We start from the raw sequence: 6,495 nt of genomic DNA, 5'->3' as shown, positions 1-6,495 counted from the left end.
CGGGTCGCGGCCGGCGTGCGGGACGGCGCCGAGACCGCGCTGGCCGCGCTCGCCGCCACCCCGGCCCGGGCCGCCGCCGTACGGGACGCCCTGGCCCGGGCGCGCACCGCCCGGGAGGCAGAGCTGCTCGCGGTGCGTGCCCGGGTTCGCGAGCACACCGCCGAGCTGGACCGGCTCACCGACGAGGTGCACCGGGACGAGGTGGCCCGCGCCGAGCAGCGGCTGCGGATCGAGGCGCTGGAGGCCCGCGCCGCCGAGGAGTACGGCGTCGACCTGCCCACCCTGGTCGCGGAGTACGGCCCGGCGGCGCCGGTGCCCCCGACCCAGGCCCAGCTCGCCGCCGCGCAGGCAGCGGGGGAGCCCGAGCCGGAGCCGGTGCCCTACGACCGGCCCACCCAGGAACGGCGGGCGGCCCGGGCCGAGCGCGACCTGGGCACGCTGGGCAAGGTCAACCCGCTGGCCCTGGAGGAGTTCGCGGCACTGGAGGAACGGCACACCTTCCTGGCCACCCAGTTCGAGGACCTCAAGGCCACCCGGCGTGACCTGCTCACCGTCGTGCGGGAGGTCGACGCGCGCATCCACGAGGTGTTCGCCTCGGCCTTCGCCGACACCCAACGGGAGTTCGCGGCGGTCTTCGCGACCCTCTTCCCCGGCGGCGAGGGGCGGATCTTCCTCACCGACCCCGAGGACCTGCTCACCACGGGGGTCGAGGTCGAGGCCCGGCCACCGGGCAAGAAGGTCAAGCGGCTGTCGCTGCTGTCGGGCGGGGAACGGTCGCTGACCGCCGTGGCGCTGCTGGTGGCGATCTTCCGCGCCCGTCCCTCGCCGTTCTACGTGCTCGACGAGGTCGAGGCGGCGTTGGACGACGTCAACCTGGGCCGGCTGCTCACCCTCATCGAGCAGCTGCGGGACACGTCGCAGCTGATCGTGATCACGCACCAGAAGCGCACGATGGAGATCGCCGACGCCCTCTACGGCGTCAGCATGCGCGGCGACGGCATCACCGGGGTGATCAGCCAGCGCCTGCGCGACCCCGACGTCGCCTGACGGCCTCTCTAGGGCACCGCCCCGAGCTCGCGAGGGGTGGGGGAGAGGGGGTCCTCCAACTCCAGGTCGACCAGCAGCGGGTTGTGGTCGGAGCAGTCGGCGCCGTCGAGCACCTGCGCGCCGGCGACCGCCACACCGGGTGACACCCACACCTGGTCGATCCGCACGCGCGGGTGGCCGGCCGGGTGGGTGAGCCCCTGCTGTGCGCGCAGCGACCAGCGCCCCGCCTGGTCGCTGCGTGCCCGGGCCAGGTGCCAGGCGTCGGTGAACCGCTCGCGCAGCACATCCAGCTCGGAGGCGCCGGTGTCGGCATTGAGATCACCGGCGAGAACGCCGGTCTCCGTGGGATCGTGCAGCCCGGCGAGGACGGCGGCCTGGGCGGCCCGGGTGGCCGCGGACCGGGCGTTCAGGTGCGTGGCGGTGACCCACAGCGCACCGCCGTCGAGCCCGACCTGGGTGCGCAGGGCGCAGCGCGGCTCGCCGTCCCCCGGCAGCGGGTGCACGGCACTGGCCAGGATCGGCAGCCGGGACAGCAGGGCGTTGCCGTACTGCCGGCGCTCCCCGGCACCGTCGCCCGGCCGGTCGATGGCCGGCCCCCAGGCCAGCTGCATGCCCAGCGCGCGGGCCAGCAGCACCGCCTGGTCGACGTGCTCGCTGCGCTTCCCGAAGTGCCGGTCGACCTCCTGCAGGCAGATCACGTCGGCCTCGCCGGCAGCCAGCAGGCGGGCCAGCCGCGGCAGGTCGTGCCGGCCGTCGGGACCCACGCCGTGGTGGATGTTGAACGTGAGCAGCCGCACCGGGATCGACGGCCGGCCGGGACCGGGCACGGGCTCGTCCACCGGACCGGCGCTCAGGACAGCTCGGTGTCGAGCACCTGGTCGAAGGAGGTCCGGCCGGCCTCGTCCCGGCTGGTGGCGAAGAGCCGGAAGCGGGCGTTGCTGCCCTCGAGCACCAGCTCGCCCAGCTCGTTGCCGAAGAACGGGCCGGACTGCTTGCGCCACTCCAGGTCGGTGGCGGACACCCGGCCGGCAGCGCGGAGGACGCCGGTCAACGCTCGGGCCCATCGACTCCACCCGATCTTGAAGCCGATCTCGATGGCGCGCGGAGCCCGGTTGTGCAGCGGGGAGACCGTCAGCTGGTGCACCCGGCTGGTCAGCCCGCCCGGGTGCACCAGCTCGGCGGCGTAGGCGTGGTGCACGTCGCCGGACAGCACGAGCGCGGTGGCGGGTGCCGGGCCGAGCTCCCCCCGGGCCAGGGAGACCAGGGTGCGCCCGAGCCGCTCGAAGGACTGTCCGAACGCGGCCCAGTGCTCCAGGTCGGCGGCCTGGCGGAGCTTGTCGGACAACCGGCCCAGCAGCTTCCCGGCGTGCCGGGAGGTGAGGGTCTCGTTCCACCGCTCGATGTCGTGCACGGCGTGCGGGAGCAGCCACGGCAGCGAGGTGCCGATCAGCACGTGCTCCACCCCGTCGGAGACCGCGTTCCGGACGGCACCGTCCACCCAGTCGAACTCGTCGTCGTCGAGGATCTTCCGGTCGCCCTCGGCGAGCACCCGGCCGGCCCGGCTGTCGACCATGATCAGTCGCGCCGAGCCCCAGTGCCGCACGTAGCTCCAGCGCACGCTGCGCGGTTCGCGGTCGGCCGCGCGGGCCAGCTCGTCGAGCAGCGGACCGGCGTCGTCCGAACCGTCGTGCCGCCGGCTGATCGCCTGCCAGGTCTGGTCCTTCTCCAGCTCCTGCGGGGAGAGGTTGCCCAGGTGCTGGTAGACCCAGTAGCTGGTCAGCCCGCCGCAGATCCGCCGCTGCCACCAGTCGGTGACGGTGACCTGGGCCCGCCACGCGGCCGAGGTGTTCCAGTCGTCGATCATCTCGTGGTCGTCGAAGATCATCGAGGACGGGATCGTGGACAGCAGCCAGCGCACCTGGGCATCCCCCCAGGACTCCGCGTAGAGCCGGGAGTACTCCTCGTAGTCGGTGGCCTGGGCACCCGGCGGCTGGTCGAGGTCGCGGCGAGCGGCCAGCCACTGCCTCGTCGCCGGGGTGATCTCGTCGGCGTAGACCTGGTCGCCGAGCAGCACCAGCGCATCGGGCCACTCCTCCTGCGGGGTGGCGGCGACCTGCACGGCGTAGCTGTCCAGGGCGTCCGGTGGAATGCCGTCCCGCACGTCGACCGTGGACGGCGTCGCGTACCGGCAGGACCCGAAGGCGATCCGCAGGGGACCCGGCCCGCCCGGGGTCCGGATCCGGCTCGCCGGGAACGTCGAGTGCGGCTGCGGCCACACCGGGTGCCCGTCCAGGTGCACCTCGTAGGCCGTCGAGCTGCCCGGCTCCAGGCCCTCGACCACGACCAAGGCGTAGTGGTGCCCCTGCACGTGGAAGGTGCGGACCCGGCGGTCGAGCACCGTGACCTCGCACGGGCGGTCGGTCTCGACCCACACGGTCGCGGACACGGGATCGACGTGCCGGAGCAGCGGGCCGAGCAGGAGTAGTGGGGCGGTGCCGGCGGTCTCGGGCATGCCCGACAGCGTGACGCACCGACCCGGGCGCCGCCCAGTGCGGGGTGTGCGTGAACTGGGAGGATCACCTCATGGAGTTCGTGCTGATCGCGATCGCGATCCTCGTGGTGGCCCTGCTGGCCGGGGTCGGTCTGCTCGTGAGCCGGGGGCGCCGGACGACGCGGCTGGACACCGATGCCGCGCCCGGGACCACGCTGACCCGGCCCCGCCCGCCGCAGCCGGCCACCGACACCGAGCCGCCGTTGGGCCCGAGCCCCACCTCCGGCGCCACCGCAGCCGACCGGTACACCGGTCCGCCCGCCCCGGCGGCGCCGCCGGTCGAGCTGCCGCCCGCGGAGCCCGAGCCCGGCCTGGTCTTCGAGACCCCGCTGCCCTCGGCCGGCCGGCTGGTGCGGCTGCGGTCCCGGCTGGCCCGCTCGCAGTCGTCGCTGGGCCGTGGCCTGCTCACCGTGCTGGCCCGGGAGAAGCTCACCGAGGATGACTGGGAGGAGATCGAGGAGACGCTGCTCGCGGCCGACGTCGGCGTCGCGGCGACCATGCAGATCGTCCAGCGGCTGCGCACCCAGAGCCTCGTCCTGGCCACCGCCTCGGGGCCCGAGCTGCGGGAGCTGCTGGTCCGCGAGCTCACCGCCGTCCTGGGCCCGGACATGGACCGGACGCTGGCCAGCGACCGGCACGACGGGCGGCCGGCGGTGCTGCTGGTGGTCGGCGTCAACGGCGCCGGCAAGACGACGACGGTCGGCAAGATCGCCCGAGCGCTGGTGGGTGACGGCAAGAGCGTCGTGCTGGGTGCCGCGGACACCTTCCGCGCCGCGGCGGCCGACCAGCTGGAGACCTGGGGCGAGCGGGTCGGCGTGCTGACCGTGCGCGGCCGGGAGGGCGGTGACCCGGCGTCGGTGGCGTTCGAGGCCGTCCGCACCGGCACCGAGGGCGAGGTCGACGCCGTCCTGATCGACACCGCCGGCCGGCTGCACACCAAGTCGGGGCTGATGGACGAGCTCGGCAAGGTCAAGCGCGTGGTGGAGAAGCACGGGCCGGTCGACGAGGTGCTGCTGGTGCTGGACGCCACCACCGGGCAGAACGGCGTGGTGCAGGCCCGGGTGTTCACCGAGGCGGTCGAGGTGACCGGCATCGTGCTCACCAAGCTCGACGGCACCGCCAAGGGCGGGATCGTGGTCTCCGTGCAGCGCGAGCTGGGCATCCCGGTGAAGCTCATCGGCCTGGGCGAGGGCCCGGACGACCTGGCGCCGTTCGAGCCCGAGGCGTTCGCCGAGGCGCTGGTCGGAGGCGCCGACTAGCTCAACCGCGGAGCCCCCTCGGTGGCGCCGACCATGGCAGGAAGCGGCCTCCCTGCAGGGCCCCGCCGCGAGCCTGCGAGTGGTGGGGGGCAGGGAGGTCCTTTCTCAGCGCACCGCGCGGGGGTCGAAGCCGAAGGGCAGCTCGAGGCGGTGCGCGGCCAGCAGCGCGGGGTCGGCGAGGAGCTCGCGGGTGGGGCCGTCGGCGACGACCACCCCGCCGTCGAGCACCACCGAACGGGCGCACAGCTGCAGCGCGTAGGGCAGGTCGTGGGTGACCATCAGCAGGGTCACCGGCAGTGCCTGGAGCACCTCGGCGAGCTCCCGCCGGCCGGCCGGGTCGAGGTTGGAGGACGGCTCGTCCAGGACCAGCACCTCGGGCCGCATCGACAGCACCGTCGCCACGGCCACCCGCCGGCGCTGGCCGAAGGACAGGTGGTGCGGCGGGCGATCTGCGGCGTCGGCCATGTCCACGGCGGCCAGCGCGTCGGCGACCCGGCGGGCGACCTCGGGCTCGGACAACCCGAGGTTGCGGGGGCCGAACGCGACGTCCTCGCCGACGGTGGGCATGAACAGCTGGTCGTCGGGATCCTGGAAGACGATGCCCACCCGGCGGCGCACCTCGCGCAGGTCCCTGCCCTCGACCGGCAGGCCGGCCACCTCGACCCGGCCTCGGCCGCCGCGCAGGATGCCGTTGAGGTGCAGCACCAGGGTGGTCTTGCCCGCGCCGTTGGGCCCCAGCACGGCCACCCGCTCACCGGGCCCGATCCGCAGGTCCACGCCGTACAGCGCCTGGTGCCCGTCGGGGTAGGCGAAGGCGAGGTCCTCCACCAGCAACGACGGCGGGGGAGTGCTCACCCCACCAGTGAACCCGTGAGCAGGACGGCGCCGGCGGCCAGGGGGAGGCTGAGCGCCGTCGTCCAGGATCGGGCCCCGACCGCGGCGACCGGCCCGGTGGGCAGCCGGCCGGTGTACCCCCGCGACAGCATCGCCAGGTGCACCCGCTCGCCGCGCTCGTAGGAACGGATGAACAGCGACCCCGCCGCCGGCCCGAGCACCCGCAGGGCGCCGAGGTGCCGGGCGCGGAAGCCGCGCGACTCCCGGGCCATCCGCATCCGGCGCAGCTCGCCGCCGACCACGTCGGCGTACCGGATCATGAACATCAGGATCTGCACCAGCACCTCGGGCAGCCGCAGCCGCTCCAGGCCGCGCAGCAGGGCCCGCGGCTCGGTGGTGGCGGCCAGCAGCGTGGCGGCGAGCACCGACAAGGTCGCCTTGGCCAGCAGCCCGCCGCCGACGGCCAGCCCGCTCTGGGACACCGACAGCCCCAGCACCTCGGTGCGCGGGCCGCGGGAGACGAAGACCAGCAGGACGGCGAAGAGCACGAAGGGCAGCTCGACGGTCAGCCCGCGGATCAGCCGGCCGAGGCCGACCCGGGCGATCCGCGCGACGACGAGCAACGGCAGCAGGAAGCCGAGGTAGGCCGCCGGCGCCCAGCCGGCGTGCACGGGGGTCGCCACGACCACCAGCGCGAACCCGAGGACGGCGACCAGCTTGACGTGCGGCTCCAGCCGGTGCACCGGGCTGGTGCCGGCCAGGTAGCGCGCCGACAGCCCACCGGAAGCGTGCCCCGCGCCCACC

General features: G+C 74.7%; 5 protein-coding genes and 1 pseudogene. 2 read left to right on the top strand and 4 right to left on the bottom strand.

Annotated features, from left to right (window positions below; genetic code table 11):
* Positions 1 to 1,047: pseudogene (locus ACYVG5_RS18030) on the top strand (chromosome segregation protein SMC); the annotation flags it as partial.
* 8 nt (positions 1,048 to 1,055) lie between these two features.
* On the opposite strand, the gene ACYVG5_RS18025 reads toward ACYVG5_RS18030, so the two are convergent.
* Both ACYVG5_RS18025 and ACYVG5_RS18020 read right to left on the bottom strand, forming a co-directional pair.
* The gene (locus tag ACYVG5_RS18025; RefSeq protein ID WP_460683415.1) at positions 1,056 to 1,874 is read right to left on the bottom strand and encodes an endonuclease/exonuclease/phosphatase family protein; all 819 of its coding nucleotides are present in this window, start codon (positions 1,872 to 1,874) and stop codon (positions 1,056 to 1,058) included.
* A gap of 23 nt (positions 1,875 to 1,897) precedes the next feature.
* Positions 1,898 to 3,559 carry an alkaline phosphatase D family protein gene (locus ACYVG5_RS18020; protein WP_222049255.1) on the bottom strand — a complete coding sequence of 554 codons (1,662 nt, stop codon included), beginning with the start codon at positions 3,557 to 3,559 and terminating at the stop codon, positions 1,898 to 1,900.
* A gap of 71 nt (positions 3,560 to 3,630) precedes the next feature.
* On the opposite strand from ACYVG5_RS18020, the gene ftsY reads away from it, so the two are divergent.
* Positions 3,631 to 4,857 (top strand): signal recognition particle-docking protein FtsY, encoded by a 1,227-nt coding sequence (ftsY, locus tag ACYVG5_RS18015; RefSeq protein ID WP_222049256.1) that lies wholly within the window; start codon positions 3,631 to 3,633, stop codon positions 4,855 to 4,857.
* Positions 4,858 to 4,962: 105 nt separating this feature from the next.
* Here the strand turns inward: ftsY and ACYVG5_RS18010 are convergent, their stop codons facing one another.
* Positions 4,963 to 5,712, bottom strand: coding sequence for an energy-coupling factor ABC transporter ATP-binding protein (locus ACYVG5_RS18010; protein WP_222049257.1), 750 nt, complete (start codon positions 5,710 to 5,712; stop codon positions 4,963 to 4,965).
* Positions 5,709 to 6,494 carry a cobalt ECF transporter T component CbiQ gene (gene cbiQ, locus ACYVG5_RS18005; RefSeq protein ID WP_222049258.1) on the bottom strand — a complete coding sequence of 262 codons (786 nt, stop codon included), beginning with the start codon at positions 6,492 to 6,494 and terminating at the stop codon, positions 5,709 to 5,711. The genes ACYVG5_RS18010 and cbiQ overlap by 4 nt, the downstream gene beginning before the upstream one ends.
* Position 6,495: the final 1 nt, after the last annotated feature.

The organism is Modestobacter lapidis (assembly GCF_054780755.1).
Note: the sequence above shows the minus strand (reverse complement) of the source record. Positions and strands in the feature narration are given on the sequence as shown.